20 protein-coding genes are annotated in these 18,930 nt (G+C 65.8%); 6 read left to right on the top strand and 14 right to left on the bottom strand.

What is annotated here, in order from left to right; all coding sequences use genetic code 11:
- Positions 1–207: 207 nt before the first annotated feature.
- From AU198_RS05435 to AU198_RS05410, 6 genes are all read left to right on the top strand, one after another.
- A complete protein-coding gene (locus AU198_RS05435; protein WP_064346489.1) occupies positions 208–1,059 on the top strand; it encodes an SDR family oxidoreductase in 852 nt (283 codons plus the stop codon).
- Positions 1,056–2,555: a class I adenylate-forming enzyme family protein gene (locus AU198_RS05430; RefSeq protein ID WP_064346488.1), complete on the top strand. Its 1,500-nt coding sequence runs from the start codon at positions 1,056–1,058 to the stop codon at positions 2,553–2,555. The genes AU198_RS05435 and AU198_RS05430 overlap by 4 nt, the downstream gene beginning before the upstream one ends.
- A 13-nt stretch (positions 2,556–2,568) precedes the next feature.
- The gene (locus AU198_RS05425; RefSeq protein ID WP_064346487.1) at positions 2,569–2,871 is read left to right on the top strand and encodes a hypothetical protein; all 303 of its coding nucleotides are present in this window, start codon (positions 2,569–2,571) and stop codon (positions 2,869–2,871) included.
- Positions 2,872–2,884: 13 nt separating this feature from the next.
- The gene (locus AU198_RS05420; RefSeq protein ID WP_064346486.1) at positions 2,885–4,351 is read left to right on the top strand and encodes an adenylate/guanylate cyclase domain-containing protein; all 1,467 of its coding nucleotides are present in this window, start codon (positions 2,885–2,887) and stop codon (positions 4,349–4,351) included.
- 29 nt (positions 4,352–4,380) lie between these two features.
- The gene (locus AU198_RS05415; protein WP_064346549.1) at positions 4,381–5,679 is read left to right on the top strand and encodes an MFS transporter; all 1,299 of its coding nucleotides are present in this window, start codon (positions 4,381–4,383) and stop codon (positions 5,677–5,679) included.
- A 119-nt stretch (positions 5,680–5,798) separates the two neighbouring features.
- Positions 5,799–7,103: an MFS transporter gene (locus tag AU198_RS05410; protein ID WP_064346548.1), complete on the top strand. Its 1,305-nt coding sequence runs from the start codon at positions 5,799–5,801 to the stop codon at positions 7,101–7,103.
- Here the strand turns inward: AU198_RS05410 and AU198_RS05405 are convergent.
- The 14 genes from AU198_RS05405 to AU198_RS05345 form a co-directional block, all read right to left on the bottom strand.
- Positions 7,020–7,589, bottom strand: a complete 570-nt coding sequence (locus AU198_RS05405; RefSeq protein ID WP_064346485.1) for an isomerase — start codon at positions 7,587–7,589, stop codon at positions 7,020–7,022. The two genes, AU198_RS05410 and AU198_RS05405, sit on opposite strands and share 84 nt — an antisense overlap.
- Entirely contained in the window at positions 7,589–8,815 is a 1,227-nt protein-coding gene (locus AU198_RS05400) for a cytochrome P450 (protein WP_064346547.1), read from the bottom strand. Before AU198_RS05400 ends, AU198_RS05405 begins: the two co-directional genes overlap by 1 nt.
- The gene (locus AU198_RS05395) at positions 8,812–9,987 is read right to left on the bottom strand and encodes a cytochrome P450 (RefSeq protein ID WP_064346484.1); all 1,176 of its coding nucleotides are present in this window, start codon (positions 9,985–9,987) and stop codon (positions 8,812–8,814) included. Before AU198_RS05395 ends, AU198_RS05400 begins: the two co-directional genes overlap by 4 nt.
- Positions 9,984–10,403 (bottom strand): VOC family protein, encoded by a 420-nt coding sequence (locus AU198_RS05390; RefSeq protein WP_064346483.1) that lies wholly within the window; start codon positions 10,401–10,403, stop codon positions 9,984–9,986. The genes AU198_RS05395 and AU198_RS05390 overlap by 4 nt, the downstream gene beginning before the upstream one ends.
- The gene (locus AU198_RS05385; RefSeq protein WP_064346482.1) at positions 10,400–11,458 is read right to left on the bottom strand and encodes an NAD(P)H-dependent amine dehydrogenase family protein; all 1,059 of its coding nucleotides are present in this window, start codon (positions 11,456–11,458) and stop codon (positions 10,400–10,402) included. Before AU198_RS05385 ends, AU198_RS05390 begins: the two co-directional genes overlap by 4 nt.
- Positions 11,451–12,500, bottom strand: coding sequence for an NAD(P)H-dependent amine dehydrogenase family protein (locus AU198_RS05380; RefSeq protein WP_064346481.1), 1,050 nt, complete (start codon positions 12,498–12,500; stop codon positions 11,451–11,453). The genes AU198_RS05385 and AU198_RS05380 overlap by 8 nt, the downstream gene beginning before the upstream one ends.
- Positions 12,497–13,720, bottom strand: a complete 1,224-nt coding sequence (locus tag AU198_RS05375; RefSeq protein ID WP_064346480.1) for a cytochrome P450 — start codon at positions 13,718–13,720, stop codon at positions 12,497–12,499. Before AU198_RS05375 ends, AU198_RS05380 begins: the two co-directional genes overlap by 4 nt.
- Positions 13,717–14,154, bottom strand: coding sequence for a hypothetical protein (locus AU198_RS05370; RefSeq protein WP_064346479.1), 438 nt, complete (start codon positions 14,152–14,154; stop codon positions 13,717–13,719). Before AU198_RS05370 ends, AU198_RS05375 begins: the two co-directional genes overlap by 4 nt.
- Before the next feature lie 16 nt (positions 14,155–14,170).
- Positions 14,171–14,854 (bottom strand): hypothetical protein, encoded by a 684-nt coding sequence (locus AU198_RS05365; RefSeq protein WP_418769950.1) that lies wholly within the window; start codon positions 14,852–14,854, stop codon positions 14,171–14,173.
- Positions 14,851–14,979, bottom strand: coding sequence for a hypothetical protein (locus AU198_RS26785; protein WP_255361544.1), 129 nt, complete (start codon positions 14,977–14,979; stop codon positions 14,851–14,853). Before AU198_RS26785 ends, AU198_RS05365 begins: the two co-directional genes overlap by 4 nt.
- Before the next feature lie 12 nt (positions 14,980–14,991).
- The gene (locus AU198_RS05360) at positions 14,992–15,795 is read right to left on the bottom strand and encodes a CbbQ/NirQ/NorQ/GpvN family protein (protein WP_064346477.1); all 804 of its coding nucleotides are present in this window, start codon (positions 15,793–15,795) and stop codon (positions 14,992–14,994) included.
- A 31-nt stretch (positions 15,796–15,826) separates the two neighbouring features.
- Positions 15,827–17,359, bottom strand: coding sequence for a nitric oxide reductase activation protein NorD (locus AU198_RS05355; RefSeq protein WP_064346476.1), 1,533 nt, complete (start codon positions 17,357–17,359; stop codon positions 15,827–15,829).
- 154 nt (positions 17,360–17,513) lie between these two features.
- The gene (locus tag AU198_RS05350) at positions 17,514–18,116 is read right to left on the bottom strand and encodes a TetR family transcriptional regulator (RefSeq protein WP_064346475.1); all 603 of its coding nucleotides are present in this window, start codon (positions 18,114–18,116) and stop codon (positions 17,514–17,516) included.
- A gap of 59 nt (positions 18,117–18,175) precedes the next feature.
- Positions 18,176–18,865, bottom strand: a complete 690-nt coding sequence (locus tag AU198_RS05345) for a hypothetical protein (protein ID WP_064346474.1) — start codon at positions 18,863–18,865, stop codon at positions 18,176–18,178.
- Between the last annotated feature and the right edge of the window lie 65 nt (positions 18,866–18,930).

The raw sequence follows: 18,930 nt of genomic DNA, 5'->3' as shown, positions 1-18,930 counted from the left end.
CGGATAACGTACTTGCAAAAAATGAGAATGCCAATACCGCAGGCCGGAAACGTGCACCGGAGAAGGGGCGTCCCCCACCGTCCAAAGCCTGCGAAGAGCCGGTACACAGCGAATATGGCACTTGCGTAAAATGAGAACGCCAATACCGGCTGTATTCGAGGTCCGCTAGCATCGTGGGGCGACGCAGGTCGCAGCCAAAGGAGGTCCATGTCCGCCTTCACTGACCGCACGCTCGTCGTCTCCGGCGGCAGTCGCGGCATCGGTCTCGCGATCGGCCTCGCTGCGGCCAGGCGGGGCGCCAACGTCGTGCTACTGGCCAAGACGGCCGAACCGCATCCGAAGCTGCCGGGCACAGTGCACACCGCAGTCGCCGAGGTAGAGGCCGCCGGCGGCAAGGGCGTGGCCGTGGTCGGCGACGTCCGAAAAGAAGAGGACGTGCAACGTGCGGTCGATGCGGCCGTCGAGCATTTCGGCGGGGTGGACGTCGTCGTCAACAACGCCAGCGCCATCGCCACCGAGCCCACGGAGCAATTGCCGGCCAAGAAGTTCGACCTGATGATGGACATCAACGTGCGCGGCACGTTCCTGCTCACCAAGGCGGCGCTGCCGTACCTGCGCAAGTCCGCGGCACGCGCCCAGGGAGCGGAGCCGGCAGGCGCGCACGTGATCACGCTGGCGCCGCCACTGAACATGAACCCGCACTGGTTGGGCGCTCACCCCTCCTACACCCTGTCGAAGTACGGAATGACTCTGCTCTCGCTGGGGTGGGCCGCCGAATACGCGGAAACCGGCATCGGATTCAGCTGCCTGTGGCCCGAGACCTACATCGCGACGTCTGCAGTCGCCAACGCTCCCGGATTCCAGGAGATGCTGGACCGGTCGCGCGACCCGCAGATCATGGGTGACGCGGCCGCGTTGATCCTGTCGCGGCCCGCGGCCGATGTGAACGGCAGATGCTTCATCGACTCCGAACTGCTCGCCGAGTCCGGCGTGACAGACCTGTCGCGCTACGGCGGTGGGGACGACCCCATCCTTGATATCTTCGTCGACAAGTCATGAGCATCTCACTGCTGCTCGAGATGGCCTCGAGCGATCCGGACCGCACCGCCGTGGTGTCGGGTGGATTGCGGCTGACCACAGGTGAGTTGAGCGCCCTGGCGGACGGCGGGGCAGGCGTCATCGCCGAGTCCGGTGCTTCCCACGTCGCCTATGTCGGCATGGGTGGCGCGATGCTGCCCCTTCTGCTGTTCTCCTCGGCTCGCGCCGGGGTGCCGGTGACGCCGCTGAACTACCGGCTCAGCGCCGACGGCCTTCGTGAGCTCATCGATCGCCTCCCCCAACCGCTCGTCGTCGCCGACGCCGAATACCTCGATATGGTCGCCGGCGCGGGCAAGCAGGTCATCGGTTCCGACGAGTTCCTCGACGCCGCGCGAACCAGCGATCCGGCCGCGGAGTTCCCTGATCCCGAAGACGTCGGGGTCGTGCTGTTCACCTCCGGTACCACATCGCGCCCGAAAGCCGTTGAGCTGACGCACAGCAACCTCACCAGCTACATCACCGGCACGGTCGAGTTCGATTCCGCGGAGCCCGGCGACGCCGCGTTGATCTGCGTCCCGCCGTATCACATCGCCGGTGTCAGCGCCGCGTTGTCCAATCTCTACGCCGGGCGAAAGATGGTGTACCTGCCGCAGTTCGACGCCAGGGAATGGATCCGGCTGGTGCGCGACGAGGGCGTGACGTCGGCGACGGTCGTGCCGACGATGTTGGACCGCATCGTGACCGCCCTGGAAACGGAGAACGTGGTCCTGCCCACCCTGCGCAACCTGGCGTACGGCGGCTCCAAGGTGCCACTTCCGTTGGTGCGCAAGGCGCTCTCACTGTTGCCGGAGGTCGGCTTCGTCAACGCCTACGGGTTGACCGAGACCAGCTCGACCATCGCGGTGCTCGGGCCCGACGACCACCGCGAGGCGCTCGCCTCGTCCGACGAAGCCATCCTGCGCAGGCTGGGCTCGGTCGGCCAGCCGGTGCCAGGGATCGAAGTACAGATCCGCAACGCCGACGGCGAGGTGCTCGGCCCCGGCGAGACCGGGGAACTGTTCGTCCGCGGCGAGCAGGTATCGGGCCGCTACACGGAGATCGGCTCGGTGCTCGACGGTGACGGATGGTTCCCCACCAAAGACATCGCGATGCTCGACGAAGACGGTTATCTCTTCATCGGCGGGCGTTCCGACGACACGATCATCCGCGGCGGTGAGAACATCGCACCCGCCGAGATCGAGGACGTGCTCGTCGAACATCCGGCGGTGCGCGACTGCGCCGTGGTGGGGCCCGAGGATCCGCAATGGGGTCAGATCATCGTCGCGGTGGTGGTCCCGGCCGACAGTCCGGACGGCCCCGCGAATCCGGACCCCGAGGAGCTGCGCGAGTATGTGCGGCGCCAGTTGCGCGGATCGCGAACCCCCGACCGCGTCGTGTTCCGCGACGAGTTGCCGACCAATGCGACCGGCAAGGTGCTGCGTCGAGAACTGATCGCCGAGTTGACAGCCACCAGATAGCAAGGAGCCCAGCATGATCAAGAACGGCACGCGACTGCAGAGCCAGGTGTGCGACACCCAGGTGATCGTCGTGCGCAGCTCGGACAGCCTCGACGATCTGCGCGCGGGCGGCGTTCCGATGGTGCCCCTGGATGCCGAGAAGAGTACCGACGTTCAGATCGACCCCGAATTCTCTGACGGCAACGCGATGGGTAAGCGTTATGTCGACGACAACGGCGCCGAGGTGCTGGTGACGAAGGCCGGTGCCGGAACGCTGAGCGTGGGCACCACGCCGCTGTCTCTCAAGGAAGCCAAGCCGCTGCCCGCGAGCGACTGATACCTTCCACTGGGTGAGGCCACGCCGCCTGCTCACCCGGTATGTGGCCGGGCTTGCGTCGGCCTATCTGCTGACTGCCGTCGAGGTCATCGCGATCGTCGGACTGCTGGGCGGTCGCGACGTGGTCACGCCCGAAAATGTGATCACCACCGCGACGCTGCTCGCGGTCGGTACCGCCACGGTCGGGTTCAGTGCCGCCTACATCCTGCTCCCGGCGCTGCAGTATCTGCGCGCGGGGCGCGAGCCCACCGCCGCCGAACGGCGGTCGACGTTGACAATGATGCGCCGCCAGGCCGCGGCCACGGTGGCGCCGTGGGTGCTCACCGCCGCGGTCCTGGTACCGCTGAACCTGGACGCCGGGTCCGAGGTGCTGGCGGTGATCGGATCGGCCATGCTCTTCGGAACGATCGCCACGGTGTGCACCGGCTTCCTGTTCACCCTGCGGACGTTGCGACCCGTATTGGCCAGCGTGGCAACCGATTCCAGCACGCCGACGTTGACGGCGCCCGGAGTCCGGGCACGGCTGCTGCTGATGTGGACCGTGTGCACCGCACTGCCGGGAGTCGCCATCGCCGCACTGCTGATCATGCGGAACAACGGATGGCTTCTCGAGGAGACCGCGGCCATCGAGTTGGCGCTGATCGTGCTCGCGTTGGTCGCGGTCGTGCTCGGTCTGCGTTCACTGATCCTGACCTCCATGTCGATTTCCGACCCCGTTCAGGAAGTCGTCCAGGCGATGGCCGACGTCGAGCGCGGGCAAATCGACCGGTCCGTCGAGGTCTACGAGTGGTCCGAGATCGGCCGTCTGCAACGCGGTTTCAACCGTATGGTGGCCGGGCTGCGTGAACGTGACAGGCTGCGCGACCTGTTCGGCCGCCACGTCGGCGAGGACGTGGTCCGGCGAGCCATCGAGGAGAACGAGTCGTTGTCCGGCGACGAACGTGATGTTGCGGTGCTGTTCATCGATCTGGTCGGGTCCACCCCGTTGGCGGCCACCCACGAGCCCGCCGAGGTCGCCGAACTGCTCAACGAGTTCTTCCGTATCGTCGTCGCGGCCGTGGATAAGCGGCACGGCTTGATCAACAAGTTCCAAGGCGATGCGGCGCTCGCCGTCTTCGGCGCTCCCCTGCGCGTCGACGACCCAGCGTCGGCGGCGCTGACGACCGCACGCGATCTGGTCACCGACCTGCAGCGCCTGCCACTCGACTTCGGCATCGGGGTCTCGGCCGGACCCGTGTTCGCGGGCAACATCGGCGCGGAGAACCGGTACGAATACACCGTTGTCGGGGACGCGGTCAACGAGGCGGCCCGACTGGCCGACCGCGCCAAGGAGTTTCCCGCGCGAGCGCTGTGCTCGGGCCGCGCGCTCGAACGTGCCGGCACGGCGGAACGACGGCGCTGGGAGGCACAGGGATCGGAAACCCTGCGCGGCCGATCCGCCCCCACCCAGATGTGGACACCGGCCGCCGAGCCTGGTTAGGGACGCGGACCGTCGGGGAATACAGCGGCATGGTTGCGCGCACCGCGGACTCGCAGGCCATTCGGAAAGCCGTTGTCGGCGCGTCGATCGGCAACGCCGTGGAGTGGTTCGACTTCGCCATCTATGGGTTGTTGGCGACCTATATCGCCGAGAAGTTCTTCCCGCCGGGTGACGAGACCGCCGCGCTGCTCAACACATTCGCCGTCTTCGCCGCCGCGTTCTTCATGCGGCCGTTGGGCGGGTTCTTCTTCGGCCCGCTCGGCGACCGGATCGGACGTCAGCGCGTTCTCGCACTGGTGATTCTGCTGATGTCGGCTTCGACTCTGGCCATCGGGCTGGTCCCCAGCTACGCCGCCATCGGCGTGGCCGCACCGCTGCTGTTGCTGTTTCTGCGGTGCCTGCAGGGCTTCTCGGCCGGCGGTGAGTACGGCAGCGGAGCGTGCTTCCTCGCCGAATACGCCACCGACAGGCACCGCGGCTTCATCGTGTCGTTTCTGGTGTGGTCGGTGGTCGTCGGTTTCCTTTTCGGTGCGCTGACGGTCACCGGTCTCGAAACCCTCCTGTCCGAACCGGCGATGAACTCCTACGGCTGGCGGATCCCCTTCCTGATCGCCGGTGCGCTCGGTGTCGTCGGTCTCTACATTCGGCTGCGGTTGAAAGACACGCCGGAGTTCGAGAACCTGCGCGAGCAGGGCGAGGTAGCAACATCGCCGCTGCGCGAGGCGCTGCGCACCTCGTGGCGGCCCATCCTGCAGATCGCCGGTCTGGTGGTGATCCACAACGTCGGCTTCTACATCGTGTTCACCTACTTGCCAACATATTTCACCGAGACGCTCGAGTTCACCAAGGTCGACGCGTTCGTCTCGATTGCCGTCGCCAGCTTGGTGGCCATCATCCTGATCCCGCCATTGGGCGCGCTGTCCGACCGGATCGGGCGCAAGCCCCTGCTGTATTCCGGTGCCATAGGCTTCGTGCTCTTCGCCTATCCGCTGTTCCTGCTGCTGAATTCGGGCTCGCTGGCCGCCGCCGTCACCGCCCACGCCGCCCTGGCGGCGCTGGAGTCGGTGTTCGTGTCGGCGTCACTGGCCGCCGGCGCAGAGTTGTTCGCGACCAGGGTCCGCTCCAGCGGCTACTCCATCGGCTACAACATGTCGGTCGCCATATTCGGCGGAACTGCGCCGTATGTGGCGACATGGCTCGTCGACCGCACCGGCAATGAAATCGCACCCGCCTATTACGTGATCGCCGCCGCCGTCGTCACCCTTGCGACGCTCTTGACCATGCGTGAAACCGCACGGCGGCCGCTACGGGCCACGGTGCACACATAGCGCACACGCGGGCGCGGCGATTGCGGGGTATTTCGTTGCGGTCACCGCAACCGGATGCACCGAAATCGGGCATGGCACACAATCAAAGGATGTCGACGGCGTCGTCGCCGGTCTCGCCGATGCGCGTGGGGCTGGCCAGCTTCATCGGAACAACGGTCGAGTTCTACGACTTCCTCATCTACGGCACCGCAGCCGCGCTGGTCTTCCCGGAGCTGTTCTTTCCGGCCGTGTCCCCTGCGACGGGATTGCTGTTGTCGTTCGCGACCTTTGGCGTCGGGTTCGTCGCCCGCCCTCTCGGCGGCGTGGTGTTCGGTCACTTCGGGGACCGGGTGGGGCGCAAGAAGATGCTCGTCTACTCGCTGCTCGTGATGGGGATCGCGACGGTGCTGATGGGCCTTCTGCCGACCTATGCCCAGATCGGTCTCGCGGCCCCGATCCTGTTGACCGTGTTGCGGCTGGCGCAGGGTTTCGCGGTCGGAGGCGAGTGGGGCGGTGCGACGCTGATGGCCGTCGAGCACGCTTCGAACCGGCGCAAGGGGCTCTACGGGGCCTTCCCGCAGATGGGCGCGCCCGCCGGGACAGCGTGCGCGACGCTGGCGTTCTGGGCGGTGTCACGCCTGCCCGACGACCAGTTCCTGGCGTGGGGATGGCGCCTCCCGTTCGTCGCCAGCGCCCTACTCATCGTCATCGGCCTGGTGATCCGGCTGTCGATATCGGAGAGCCCGGACTTTGCGGCGCTGCGGCAGCGCGAACAAGTGGTGCGCATGCCGATCGCCGACGCGTTTCGCAGGCACTGGAAGCAGATCCTGCTGGTCGCCGGCGCGTACTTGTCCCAGGGGGTGTTCGCGTACATCTGCGTGGCGTATCTGGTGTCGTACGGTACGACGGTTGCCGGGATCGGCCGTACGCAAGCGCTTTTCGGGGTGGCCGTGGCGGCAGTGGTAGCGGTCGCCAGCTACCCGATGTTCGGTGCGCTCTCCGACCGTCTGGGCCGCAACCCCGTCTTCCTGGCCGGGGTGATCCTGATGGGCATGTCGATCGGCCCGGCCTTCGCCCTGATCAACACCGGCAGCGCGCTGCTCTTCGGTGTCGCGCTTCTGCTGGTGTTCGGGTTCGCGATGGCGCCGGCCGCCGGCGTGACCGGCTCGTTGTTCAGTCTGGCGTTCGATCCCGACGTCCGCTACAGCGGGGTCTCGATCGGCTACACGCTGTCCCAAGTGGTGGGCTCGGCGTTCGCCCCGACCATCGCCACCGCGCTCTACGCGGCGACGCGGACCAGCAACTCGATCGTGGCCTATCTGGTTGCCGTCTCGGTGATCTCGGCGATATCGGCGTGTTTCCTACCGGGTACGTGGACGCGGCCGGCGGCGGACCAGCCGCGCGAACTCGACCGTCGAGCGGCGGACCGACTCCCATTCGAGTGACACCAGCAGCGTGTCGACCATCGCGAACGGCAGGGTGGTCGCCACCGCGCCGCGTCCGTATTCGATGTGCCACGAACCGGGATGGATCGTCAGGCCCCGCGCCTGACCCTTGTCCAGGCATGTGCGTTCACCGGGGAGCAACATCATCGCGGCGCTGTCGTCGGATTCCAGGTCGTAGGAGTCGATACGTCCGGCCATCAGAAACTTGTGAATCTGCACCCGCTTGTAGCGTCCGGAGAAGCCCTGCGTGCCCGTCGGCGAACCGAAGATCACGATGTACTCGCGCGGACTGAAGTACACGAACCGGACCTTGCCCAGGATTCCGCCTGCTTTGCTCGCCACCCACCGTCCGGGTTCCGCATCGATGAGGTCGGGGTACGCCTCGGCGAGCAATTCGACGGCGCGGGTGGTCAGTTCGCCGGTGGGCAGTCCGACGAGCTGGGCAGCGACGCCGTGCAGCACGTCGGGGTCGATCTGGTAACGCATCAGCCGAACTCTATCGGCAGGCTCGTCGGTCCGCTCATGCCCAGCAGCGGCTTCCACGGCGCCGGCCCGGTGACGCGCGGGTTCGGCATGCGTCGCGCGATGATGACCAGGGCCTCGCAGAGCTCGCGTCGGGCGAGGTTGGCACCCAGGCAGTAGTGTGCGCCGCCGCCGAAGGTGAGGATCGGTGGCGGATCGGCACGGGTGATGTCGAAACGGGTCGGATCATCGTAGATGGCCGGATCGCGGTTGGCCGCGTAGGTGTTCACGATGATGAATGTGCCTGCGGGAAACGTGTATTCCCCGATGGTGACGTCACCGATGGCGCTGCGCACGGTGCTGCACATCGACGGCGAATGTCGCATCGTCTCTTCGACGGCGCTCATCGCGAGTCCGGGCTGGTCGCGCAGCAACTCCCATTGCTCGGGATGCTCGCACAACACCTGCATGGACGCCGCCAGTTGGCTTCGGGTGGTGTCGGTGCCCACGATCAGGATGCTGAACGCCAGCATGCGAAGCTCCCCCGCGTTGAGTCGGTCGCCGTCGTCTTCGGTGCGGATCAGCTCGGAGAGCAGATCTTCGGTGAGGTCCTCGCGCCGATGGGTGATCATCTCGTCGATGTAGGCGTCGAATTCGTCCCACGCCTTGAGGACCACCGGCTCTTCCTCGGCCAGATCGCAGTCGAAGCTGACGATCTTGAAGATGTCCTCGGCCCACCGGGAGAACCGCTGCCAATCCCGGCGGGGCGCGCCCAAAAGCGCGCAGATGACCGGGATCGGGTACGGCCTGGCGATGTCGTTGACGAATTCGCACCGGCCGCGTGCGCCGACTCGGTCGATCAGTTCGTTGACCACGGTGTGGATGGTGGGGTCCATGCGCGCCGTCCCGCGTGGCGTGAATGCCTTCGACACCAACCCGCGCAACCGGCGGTGCTCCTCGCCGTCCATGTTCAGGATGCTGCGGGTCACCCTGTCCCACAACTCCCCTGAGGTGATCCCATGTGCGGACAGGTGTATGCCCTGCGGGATTCCGAAGCGCGGGTCACGCAGAACGGTCCTGGCCAGTTCGTAGGACAGCACCTCCGGGCCGATCGGGCCGAGCGCGATCGGCGCTTCCTGCTGCGCCGCGCGAAACTGAGGGTAGATCTCCTGGGGGGTCGCTGTGATGTCGTAGGTCAGCGTCGGCAGTCCGGCGTCGAAGACGCTGGGTTTGGCCGCTCCGAGGGTCATGGCGTCGTCCCCGCGCGGATCCTCAGGGGGAGCTCTCGCAGCGAGCAGGTCGCCGAGGGCCACGTAATCTCCGGGACGTAGCCCTCGATCAGGTCGAAATCCGATATGCGCGTGAGCCATTCGGTTACGACCAGCCTCAGCTCCATGCGGGCCAGGTGGGCCCCCAGGCATCGGTGCGGACCGCCGCCGAAGCCCCAGTGCTTGTGCAACTTGCCGTCCATCACCAGGTCGTCGCCGGAGTGGAGATCGCTTCCGTCACGGTTGATCGCGCCGACACAGAGTCGAACCTGTGATCCGGCCGGCAAGGTGACGCCCGCGACGGTCACCGGCCGGGTGGTCACGCGCCCGAGCACCGGCGCCGCGGGCTCCAACCGGATCACCTCCTCGACGAACGCGCCGACGTGGTCGGGGCTCTCGCGCAGGTGCCTGCGCAGATCCGGGCGACGGGCCAGCTCCAGCATCGCGGCGCCGATCGAGGCGGTGACGGTGTCCAGGCCCGCGAGGACGAACACCAGCGACATCCCCGTGGCTTCGGCGTCGGACAGCGCATCCTCGCCGTGGAGCACGTCGGACAGTATGCCCGCCTGTGGCGACTCCCGCTGTGCCTGAACGGCTTCGGCGAGATAGCCGAAGAGTTCGGCTGCCGGGGTCAGGTCCACGCTGTTGGGATCGGTCGCCAGGCTGACCGCGATGATTGCGTCCTTCCATGCGATCAGCCGTTCGCGGTCGTCGAGCGGAAGGCCGAACAGGGTGAGGAAGACCTGCGAGGGATACGGGATCGCGAGATCGGCCATCACTTCACACTCGGAACGGCCGGCGATCTCGTCGATGATGTCGATCACCTGCGCCTGCAGCGACGGCAGCAGCGCGCTCAGCGTCTGGGGGCTGAAGTACGGATGCAGGAGCCGGCGGTAGCGGGTGTGTTCGGGAGGATCGAACCCCAGCGGCACCAGGGGCACCGGGCTGATCATGTCGTCGTAGTCGGTTCTCGACGAGAACGTTTCCGGATCGCGCAGTGCGGCAAGCACATCGTCGCGGCGGGTGAAGTAATACCAGCCCTCGCCGTAGAGCAGCGGGCCGAGCTCGCGCAGCTTGGCCCAGCCTGCACCGCGGTCCCGCGCCATCGGCAGGTCCTCGTAGAGGACCTGCGTCAGCCCCGAACCCTCGCTCATGACACGTTGGTGGCCAGAAACGTCAGCGGAAGGCCCAGGACCGACAGGTCGATCTCGTCGAGATACGAACCCTCTCCGGAGAAGCCCTGGCGGAAGCGGGTGGTCGAGCCGTAGCGCTGCGCGACCGATTCCGCCGCCGAGGCGTCGGGGACCCGCAGCACCACCGTGTAGACCCCGTCCCCCCGACGCTCGAGGAAGTCGTTGACGTAGTTCGCCACCGAGGCCGTCGAGCCGGGAACCGGGCTGATCAGCTCGATCCCCCGGTTCCAATCCAGGTGGACGCGCACGCCGAGTTCGGTCAGTTCGGCTTCTTCGAATGCGAAGCCGAGGTCGGTGAACAGCGACGCCATCGCGACCCGCCGTTCCGGTGCCACCGCGAACACGACGTGGTGCAACTGCAGTGGTTCGGACGTCATTTCCGGACCAGTCCACGCGGGCGGACAAGGCCGAGGTCCAGGTGGGTCAGCCAGCCGGGCGGGCCGTCGCAGACGTCGGGAATGGCGTTGATGGCACCCATCGCGGTCCACGTGTAGCCCGGGTGTGTCATGGTCCCGTCCGCTGCCACCAATCCGTGCATCGTGAGTTCGGTGGGCGGGTCGCCCTCGATGGCGATGCGATAGCGGGTCCTTCCCCAATCCCACGCGGGGTCGAGTTGATCGGGGCCGGCGGTCAGGTAGATGGCGTGGTACACGATCAACGGGTTGCCGTCGACCCAGGCGGTCCACTCGTGGTGTTGTGCAGCAACCGTTCCCCGCGGGATCGCGCCTTCGTCGTGCGGGATGTCCTCGGTGGCGACGGCGGCCTTCACGTCCGCGGCGGTCACGTCGTCGATGGTCACCCCGAGGCCGTCGGCAACCATGTGCATCGACTGCGCGAAGAACGGCACACCCAGGCCCAGAATCGTTGGTTCCGAGAGGAACTGGCCCTTGTCCTTGCCGAACCCCATCCAGTCGATGTGGTCCATGGGGGCATCGGTCAGCACATTGACGACTTCCCATACCTCGATCCTGTCGACCCTGCTGGCGACGCGGGCAAGCGTGAGCGGAAGTATGTCGCCCGCGTAACCGGGATGGATGCCACCGGCGTGGAACGATGTGCCACCGTCCTGACATGCCGCCCGGATCTTGTCGCCGCCCTCGCGAAACCGTACGGTCGGATGGAAGAAGCCACTGGTGGTGACGACATTTTTGCCCGAGCGCAGGAGCCGGCACACGGTGTCGACGTCCATGATGATCGGCGTGTAGAACACGCAGTCGGCGTCGAGTGCGACCATCGCCTCCACATCGTCGGTCGTGGCCACTCCGGTCGGTCCGATGCCTGCGATCTCACCGGCGTCCTTGCCGACCTTGTCCTTGCTGTGCACCAAGACGCCGACGAGGTCGAATATCGGGCACTGCGTGAAATGTCGCACCCCGACTTGACCGACGTCGCCCGTCATCCACTGAATGACCCGGTACCTCTTGTCAGACATTGAGCACTCCCCTCGGAAGCAGAAGCGGCAGATCGTTGTACGTGGCGATGCCGGGAGGTGCGGCCACGACGGCGGGTATCGCGGTGATCGCCGGCATCGCGACAATCGACAGGCCCAGCATGATGTAGTCGTCCAACGTCTCGCCGACGAATCCCTCGGGTGGAAGGAAGCTCAGGGTGGTCTTGATCGTCGGCGTGCCCTGAACCTCCACGGTGTAGCCCATGTCGAGTTCCCAATCCGGTTCCAGGGTCTGCCCCTTGCGCCACCGACCGCGGATCTCGACGACCTCCTTGTCGCCGATGACGCCTTTCCAGGCGACGTCCACCCCGGCGACACAGCCTTTCGCGATCAGCCAGTCCCCGGGCAGGTGTAGGTCTTCGGTGGTCTGGGCGTAGGCGACGTCGCACCGGACCTCGTCGAGTTCGACGCCGAGCGCGTCGGCCACGAGAAGAACTCCATCGCGGAAGATCGCCGAGCCCTTTTCGGTGATCGACTTCAGTTCCGGCAGGTCGATGGGATACCCGAAGCCCATGGGCTTTTCGGTGGCGGGCGAGTTGTAGATGGTGGTGTCGATGGCCTCCACGACCGACACCTTGTCCACACGTTCCGACAGCCCGGCCGAGACGACGGCGAACAGTTGGATGAACCCCGGGTTGATGCCGCTGCCGAAGATGGTTGAGCCGCCCTCCCGACAGGCCCCGACGATGCGGTCGCGGTCATCGCCGAAGAAGTGTCCGGTGATGAACTCGGACGTGGAGACGATGTTGATGCCGGCGCTCAGTATTCGCACCATGTCGTCGACATCGGCGAACATCGGGTTGTAGACAACGCAATCCGGCTCCAGCGCCAGCAGTGCATCGATGTCGTCGGTCGCGGACACGCCGAGCGCGTCGATGCCGCACAGCTCCCCCACATCGCGGCCGACCTTGTCCTTCGACCACGCGTAGCACCCGACCAGCTCCAGGTGCGGGTTGAGTGCGACAGCGCGGACGGATCGCTTGCCGACGTTGCCGGTGGTCCACTGAACGATGCGATACGTCATGCCGCGGACCGTTCGGCGGGGCTGAAGACCACGGGCACCGAACGAAACCCGCGCGTGACCGAACTTCCGTGAAAGTGTGGCGAAGCATCCGGGTCGATGGCGAGATCCGGCATCCGCGCCAGCACCTGCTCGATACCGACCTGCAACTCCAAGCGCGCGAGATTCGAGCCGAGGCATCGATGGACACCCGCACCGAATCCGAGATGGCGGTTCTCGCGACGGTCGAGGATGCACCGGCCGGCGTCACGGAACTCACGCTCGTCCCGGTTAGCTGAGGCGTAGTTGACGATGACCGACTGGCCGGGGTGGAACGTATGCCCTCCCAGCTCAATCTCTTTCGCGACCGTACGGGGAATTCCATGTATCGATCCCCCGAACCGGATGAACTCCTCGACGGCGCGGGGCAGCATCTCGCGGTCCCCGGCCAACTGGTCACGTTCCACCGGGTGAGTGGCCAGGTAATGGAAGGCGAATGACATTGCATTGGCGGTGGTCTCGAGGCCGGCTTGCACCAGCAACATCGCGTTGGAGACGACATCGTCGAACGGCAGCTTCTCACCGTCGATCTCGGCCGACAGCAGCACGTCGATCATGTCATCGTGCTCGGGCTCGGTGGTGCGCGCTGCGACCGCGTCGTGAATGTGTTGGTAGAGCCCGCCCCATGCGGCCATGCGTGAGTTTTCGGTCGCCCCGTTGAGCGCGGTGTCGGTCAGCTCGATGCACAGCGGAACATCGTCGATCGGCATGCCGAGTAGGTACTTGAAGAACACGATGCCGGGCTGCCGCCAAGCCACCTCGGCCAGATCTCCTGCGCCTTGCTCGATGAAGCCGTCGATCAGCCGGTCCGTCTCCTCACGTATCTGAGGTCGAAGCGCCTTCATCCGAGCCGGCGAGAAGTACGGGTTGAGCACCTTGCGGAACTTCTGCTGCCGCGGGGGATCCAACGTGATGACCAGATCGCCCGCGAGGTGCTCGGAGGCCTCCGGTGTCGGATTGCTGGAGAAGTGCTGCCAATCCTGCAGGATCTTGTAGCACTGCTCGTAGCGCACCGCGACCCATGCGCCGCCGGGCGTCGCGCTCAGGAACGGCGAATCGGTGTGGGCGAAGGGCGCGTTTCGGCGCATCACGGCGTACACGTCGTAGAGGAACTCCTCATCGTTGAAGTCCTCGTGGCGCAGATCCCAGTTCTCCGCGTGCTGCTCCGGCGACCTTCGACTCACGGGGCCGAATCCTGCTGCTGTTGGGCCGCTTTGCGGGCTTCGCTCTCCTCGTGAATGCGCACCAGTTCGCGGAATCCGATCCGGTCGTACTTGGGAACCGGTTGGATGCCCCACTCGTCGCGCGCGGTGTCCTTGCCTTCGGCGCCTTCCGGCGGCCCGAGCATCGGGTATGGGACCTTGCACTCGAGTGTGTCGTCGGAATAGCGGACCTTGAGCAAACCGCTGCAGATCTCGGTCAGGCTCAGGGTCGGGTAGCCGTACCACACCGCCATGAACGGCAGTGTGAACGCTCCCTCGATGACAAGGGCGATGAGGCAGACGAGCACCGCGCGCTTGATGTACTTGTGCATGCGCGCGTAGTAGGGCGTGGTACCCGGGGGCAGATCTTCTGCGGGGTCTTTTTCGTCGGTGGACGAGGACGGGGTAGGCGTCATGGTGTGCTCCTGGCGTTCAGTCGGAGAAGATTTCGCGATTGACCGTGTGCAGGTACGGGATCGCGAGGAACGGGGTGATGTAGAAGATGTCGTAGATCCACCAGCCGATGACGGGGAACAGCACGCCCGCGTAGCGCGCGTCGGCGTACATCGTCATGTTGAACACGTAGGCACACCAGATCACCACGCCCATCCAGCAGGTGATGATCATCCACTGGTGCCCCCACCGCTTCATCTGCAGGAATCCGATCGCCGCCGCACACCGCATGGCGAAGACGGTGAGGATCAGGCCCGCGACATACGCCTTCTCGCCGGGCACCGCGGATCCGCCGACCCAGGGCTCGTTGTAGTGCCAGAAGTACGCGGCGTCGAACATGTGGCCCCAGCCGATCATCAGCACGCGGTTGATCAGCGTGTGGTTGGCCACCAGATCCAGCGCCCAGCCCAGGCTGTTGAGCATGCCGTCGATCAACACCAGATAGCCGATCAGGGTGACGATCATCGGCCGCACCGACAGTCCCGCGCGCGCGGCCTGGCGTTGCAGCCAGACTCCGCGCATGAAGATCGGGAAGCCGATGAGGCCGGGCGCCCACATGCCCATCAGTGCGGCACCGATGATCATCCACTTGTCGGCCCGGCGTTGCGCGAGCCGGGATTCTTCGTGGTGGTCCTCGAGACTGACTGTGGCCGTGGTGGTCACAGCGACCACCATCCACGGTCGAAGGACATATAGAGCTGGATCAAGAACATCGCCAGCAGATAGCCGTAGATGACGATCTGCAGGATGATGAGCGCCTTCTTGCGCTGCTTCTCCTTCGGGTCCACGCGGACTCCTTCCTAGCGTGTGGAATTCGGGTTGTCAGCCGTGGTCAGGCTGGCCACTGCCACTTCACGTAAGCCGTCGGTGACCGCGCCGTCACTGGAGAGCGGCGCAAGGATGCACGCTTCGGCGGCATCCAATTCCGTCGCGCCGGCGGCGACCAACTGCGCGGCGGTGACGAGGACACGCGTCGACGGCGGCTCGAAGTGGAACGCCTCATCGGCGGTGCGGATCGCGGTGGCGCAGGCGACCAGCCGTCGAGCGGTCGCCAACTCGATGCCCGCCTCCGCGACGATCACCTCGGCCTCACGATCCGGCGGAAGGTAGGTCATCGGAAGCGTGACAAAGCGCTGGCGGAACGAGGGTTTGAGCTCTTTGAGCGAACTGCGGTAGGCCGGGTTGTAGGAGCACACCAGCATGAAGGTGTCGGGCGCTCGGACCACTTCGCCGGCGCGGTCGAGGTAGAGGGCCCGGCGGTGATCGGTCAGAGAGTGCAGGATGGCCAACGAGTCGTGGCGGGCCTCGACCACCTCGTCGAGATAGCAGATCGCGCCGGCCTTCACGCCCCGGGTGAGCGGCCCGTCGGTCCACACGACGTCGCCTCCGGTCACCATGAACCGGCCGACGAGGTCCGAGCTGGTCAGGTCGTCATGGCAGCTGATCGTGACGACGGGCCTGCGCAGCAGCGCCCCCATGTGTTCGACCAAGCGCGTCTTACCGCACCCGGTCGGACCGGTCAGCATCACCGGCAGCCGCTGGTGGTACGCCTGCTCGAACAGCTGAACCTCGTTGCCATTCGAGTAGTAGGTGTCGGTTGTCACGATGGATGCAGCTCCTTCGGGTGGTGGTGGTTCATGCGGCGACCAGTTCGCGGTGCACGTGTGCAAGGACACGCGGGAGGTCCTCGACCCGTCGTATGCGTTGGGATCGCCGCGGTCCGAAGACCTCTGGCAGCGGGTCCACCCGGGTGGGCCCGACGCCGACGTAGTAGATGGACACTCCGGCTTCGGCGGCTTCTTCGACCGCGTGGGCGGCGTCGGCCCATGCGTAGCGGCCTTCGTAGCCCTCGTCGGAGATCAGGCCATCTCCTATGACGATGAGCAGTCGCCGCTCGGAGGGCTGCGCGAGCAACCGGCTCGTGAGGTGCCTCAGGGGTGCGCCGAGCCTGGTGTAGCCGCCGGCGGACAGTCCGAGCCGGCTCGGCGGCACGAACCGCCGGTCCTCGAAGTCCTTGAGGCAGTTCACCTCGACACGGTGGCGGGTGTTGCCGGTGAACATGAAGATGCCATGACGCTCCCGCGCATGCGTCATCGCCCGCGACAGCGCGTCAGCACATGCGAGCTCCAGCTTGAAGACCCGGCCCCCGTGCACGCCGAGCGACGAACTGCCGTCCAGCAGAAGCGCGGTCGTGACGTCGCGGCTGCTCGGCAGAAGCTCGCGGAAGATGCGCGGTTCGATGGCCTCACCGGTGGTCAGGTCGATGTAGTGGCGCACGTACTGTTCGACGTCCAGATCGGAACCGTCCTCGAGGCGGTTCGTCATCGCGCGATGGGTGTGCTCGGTGAACCACTTCCGCAGGTCCGCCGACGCCGCGCCCGGCTGGCGGTCCCGACTGGGATGCGGGCGTTCCAGGACCGCCACATGGTCTCGCATGAAGCTCTTGGTCCATGCGTTCCACTCTGGATACGGAATGCCGGGCCGGTGCTCGGGAGTGACGTCCATATCGTTGTCCTGCGGCCGGCTCGGCGGGGGCAGGTTCGGGTTGCGCACACCGCCGTCGCCGCCGACAGGAACGGAGTACGGGCGCGGCAGGCGTTTCTGCGTCGTGGTCCACGGCATCCGGCCGAAGGTGCGGCGCATCTTGTCGGACAGGCTCTGCGGCACCGTGTAAGCCGACGGCAACCTGCCGGCAACTGACGGCACCGACAATGGATCGCTCGTGCGCGCCAACGAGATTGCGCGGTTGAGCATGGACTCGACGGTGGTGTCCTGCGGCAGCGCTTCAACATTCGGCAACAGGCGCCGCATCTCTGCCAGCAGCCCCGGCCAGTTGGCGCCGACCCACCCGAGCGCGACGCCGGTCTCGACGAGCGTCAGTGCCCGAAGCTCGCGTGCGGACAATTCGTTGATCCGGAACTCGACGACCCGATCCTTGGACGGCGAACATTGAAGAGCCACACCGCAGGTCAGTGTTCTGCGCGAGGTGTCGCGGCCCAGTGACGGGTACGGCACCTGCACGTAGTCCAACGATCCGCTCAGGCTGAACTGGCGGTGCTCACCGGTCACCAGGCGCACACCCTCGCGACGTTTGTCGCTCAGCGCGACGGCGGTCACGGCGCAGCTGCGTTCGATCGCCATCGCGTGCGCGTCGGACAGGTCGGTCATCGTGGCCCTAGAACGTGCCCAGACTCGAGAACATCCAGTACCAGAACCAGATGACGAGGGCCGCTCCCCCCCAGGCGCCGACGTATCGCAATATCTCCCAGATCCAGGCCCACACTGTGCACTCCTCTGTCGTGTCGTCGTTTGTGCGATCGGGTCATCGCACCTCCAGCCCATGAACGGCGGTCGCCACGAGCTTGGTGAGCATCGTGTCGCGCGTACCGGGGTTGTCCGTGGTGGTGAGCACCCCGTAGATGCCGAGCAGGAAGAAGGTTGCGCTGTAGAACGCGTCGACCTCTAGATGCACCTCACCATCGCCGCGCGCCCGCTCCAGCTCGCGGACGAGCAAGACGATGACCGGGTGGTCGGTCCATTCGTCCTTGTGTGGACGGGTAGGTGAGAAGTGCAGCGCCAGCACCTCTTTGAACAGTTTGGGGCCGAACCGCTGCTCCAGGCCGGTGACCAGATCCACCAGCTCGGTCAGGGTGGCGGCCAGATCATGACGCTGCTGCAGGAAATCGGCGAACTCGTCCGCGATTCGGGACTCCTCGCGGCGCTCCAACTCCAGGAGCACATGTTCCTTGCTCGGGAAATGGAAGAAGAACGTCCCGTGTGCGACCTCTGCGGCCCTCGCGATCGAGTTGACGTCCGCCCCGGCCATACCCGCACGCGTGAACTCGGTGATCGCCGCGGCGAGGATACGCTCCCGCGTCTGCAGCCGCCGCGCCTCACGCGTCGACACGTTCGCCTGTGCCGTCATGATTCGCTATTTGTAACGTACTTACTGACCCAAGTCAATGAGTGAAGTCAGTCGAGACGTCAATCGGAGAAAATCTCCCGGTTGACCGAGTGCAGGTAGGGAATGGCCAGGAATGGCGTGATGTAGAAGATGTCGTAGATCCACCAGCCGACCACCGGCAGTATCACCCCGGCATAACGCACGTCGGCGTACATGGTCATGTTGAACACGTACACGCACCAGATCACCACACCCATCCAGCAGGTGATGATCATCCACTGGTGCCCCCACCGCTTCATCTGCAGGAAGCCGATCGCCGCGGCGATCCGCATGCAGAAGACGGTGAGGATGAGACCGACCTCGAGCGCCTTTTCGCCGGGACCCGCCGCACCGCCGAGCCAGAGTTCGTTGTAGTGCCAGAAATACCCGGCGTCGAACATCGCGCCCCAGCCGTTCAACAGGACTCGAGCCAACAACGTGTGGTGGGCCACCAGATCCAGCGCCCATCCGAAGACGTTGATCGCGGCGTCGACGATGACGCAATAGCCGAGCAGCGTCACCAACATCGGCCGAACGGTCAGACCCTCCCGTGCCGCGTTACGCAGAATCCACACACCGCGCAAGAAGAGCGGCAGGCCGAACACGCCGAGCGCGGCCGTGCCGATGAGAATGCTGCCCGCGATCAGCCATTTGTCGGCCTGTCGTTGCACCTGGCGCGACCGCTTCATGTGCTCGTCGAGGCCGCTTGTGATCGCAGCATTCGCGGGCATGGTCAAGGGCCACCTCCTGCATCGCTCAGCGCATGAGCTTTGCAGTGTGGCTGACTTTAGTCAAC

Origin of the sequence: Mycobacterium sp. GA-1199 (assembly GCF_001500045.1) — a bacterium.
Taxonomy (GTDB): Bacteria; Actinomycetota; Actinomycetes; order Mycobacteriales; family Mycobacteriaceae; genus Mycobacterium.
This window is presented reverse-complemented; position numbering and strand designations above follow the sequence as displayed.

Excerpts from the sequence above, each read along its gene's own strand:
- AU198_RS05435 (WP_064346489.1), top strand. The coding sequence starts at position 208 with ATGTCCGCCTTCACTGACCGCACGCTCGTCGTCTCCGGCGGCAGTCGC.
- AU198_RS05430 (WP_064346488.1), top strand. The coding sequence starts at position 1,056 with ATGAGCATCTCACTGCTGCTCGAGATGGCCTCGAGCGATCCGGACCGC.
- AU198_RS05350 (WP_064346475.1), bottom strand. The coding sequence starts at position 18,116 with ATGACGGCACAGGCGAACGTGTCGACGCGTGAGGCGCGGCGGCTGCAG.
- AU198_RS05390 (WP_064346483.1), bottom strand. The coding sequence starts at position 10,403 with ATGACGTCCGAACCACTGCAGTTGCACCACGTCGTGTTCGCGGTGGCA.
- AU198_RS05345 (WP_064346474.1), bottom strand. The coding sequence starts at position 18,865 with ATGCCCGCGAATGCTGCGATCACAAGCGGCCTCGACGAGCACATGAAG.
- AU198_RS05370 (WP_064346479.1), bottom strand. The coding sequence starts at position 14,154 with ATGACGCCTACCCCGTCCTCGTCCACCGACGAAAAAGACCCCGCAGAA.
- AU198_RS05415 (WP_064346549.1), top strand. The coding sequence starts at position 4,381 with ATGGTTGCGCGCACCGCGGACTCGCAGGCCATTCGGAAAGCCGTTGTC.
- AU198_RS05425 (WP_064346487.1), top strand. The coding sequence starts at position 2,569 with ATGATCAAGAACGGCACGCGACTGCAGAGCCAGGTGTGCGACACCCAG.
- AU198_RS05355 (WP_064346476.1), bottom strand. The coding sequence starts at position 17,359 with ATGACCGACCTGTCCGACGCGCACGCGATGGCGATCGAACGCAGCTGC.
- AU198_RS05385 (WP_064346482.1), bottom strand. The coding sequence starts at position 11,458 with ATGTCTGACAAGAGGTACCGGGTCATTCAGTGGATGACGGGCGACGTC.
- AU198_RS05380 (WP_064346481.1), bottom strand. The coding sequence starts at position 12,500 with ATGACGTATCGCATCGTTCAGTGGACCACCGGCAACGTCGGCAAGCGA.
- AU198_RS05395 (WP_064346484.1), bottom strand. The coding sequence starts at position 9,987 with ATGAGCGAGGGTTCGGGGCTGACGCAGGTCCTCTACGAGGACCTGCCG.
- AU198_RS05400 (WP_064346547.1), bottom strand. The coding sequence starts at position 8,815 with ATGACCCTCGGAGCGGCCAAACCCAGCGTCTTCGACGCCGGACTGCCG.
- AU198_RS05410 (WP_064346548.1), top strand. The coding sequence starts at position 5,799 with ATGCGCGTGGGGCTGGCCAGCTTCATCGGAACAACGGTCGAGTTCTAC.
- AU198_RS05405 (WP_064346485.1), bottom strand. The coding sequence starts at position 7,589 with ATGCGTTACCAGATCGACCCCGACGTGCTGCACGGCGTCGCTGCCCAG.